The sequence below is a fragment of the Maribacter spongiicola genome (assembly GCF_052119685.1).
Taxonomy (GTDB): domain Bacteria; phylum Bacteroidota; class Bacteroidia; order Flavobacteriales; family Flavobacteriaceae; genus Maribacter; species Maribacter spongiicola_A.
The window spans coordinates 1-1,313 of record NZ_JBGQOO010000034.1 but is presented as its reverse complement, the minus strand read 5'-3'; the positions used below and the strand labels follow the sequence as shown (position 1 = coordinate 1,313).

Below are 1,313 nucleotides of genomic sequence, written 5' to 3'. Positions count from 1 at the left end.
AATGAGATTCAGACAGTAGCATCTGGCGATGGTTCTGTAGCGGTAGTAAGAACGGATGATGATTTTGATTTATCGGTAACCTTTCCTGCGAACAACGATAACGATCCAAGAAACGAGATTACTACAGTTGTGGATAACGGTGATGGCACCTCGACTATTGAAGATATCGATGGTAACGCTGTTACTGTTGATAATGACGGAATTGATAATGTAGACGATGCAGATAACGATTTAAGAAATGAGATACAGACAGTGGCATCTGGAGATGGTTCTGTTGGAGTGGTAAGATCGGGAGATGATTTCGATTTATCGGTAACCTTTCCTGCGAACAACGATAACGATCCAAGAAACGAGATTACTACAGTTTTGGATAACGGTGATGGTACCTCGACTATTGAAGATATCGATGGTAATGCTGTTACTGTTGATAACGACGGAGTAGATAATGTTGATGATGCGGATAATTTTATCGGAAACGAATATAACACAGGAAGTGCAATTACAGACGGTAGTTTAGAGATTACCGATGGTGGCGGTACAGAATCGGTTAATCTTATCAGTACTAATGCTAATAACGATTTAGCCTTTGGTACAGATGGTGCATTGTATTTAAATGTAGCTTCTGTAACAATATCAGAAACTGTAACAACCCTTGCGGATAATGGCAATGGTAGCTTTACGTATACTAATGAAATCGGAGCACCGGTATCATTCCAAGCCTCAACAATAACAAATAACGGTGATGGAACATCAACAGTTGCATTAGCAGATGGAGGATCTATCATTTTAGATAATGATGGTGTAGATAATGTAGACGATGCAGATAACGATCCAAATAATGAAATAGAATTACCAACAGGTGGCACTAACGGACAAGTTTTGTCTACCGATGGTTCTGGAACATATACATGGGTTGACGCAGATACAGGTCCACAAGGAGATACTGGCGATACTGGAGCAACAGGTCCAAAAGGAGATACAGGCGATACAGGAGCGGTAGGTCCAAAAGGAGATACAGGTGATACAGGAGCGGTAGGTCCAAAAGGCGATACAGGTGATACTGGAGCGGCAGGGGCACCGGGAGCAACAGGTCCAAAAGGAGATACAGGCGATACTGGAGCGGTAGGTCCAAAAGGAGATACAGGTGATACAGGAGCGGTAGGTCCAAAAGGAGATACAGGCGATACTGGAGCGGTAGGTCCAAAAGGCGATACAGGTGATACTGGAGCGGCAGGGGCACCGGGAGCAACAGGTCCAAAAGGAGATACAGGCGATACAGGAGCGGTAGGTCCAAAAGGAGATACAGGCGATAC

The 1,313-nt window shown here is 43.9% G+C and carries 1 pseudogene; it reads left to right on the top strand.

Annotated features, from left to right (window positions below):
* Nucleotides 1–1,313: pseudogene (locus ACEN2N_RS18950) on the top strand (hypothetical protein); the annotation flags it as partial.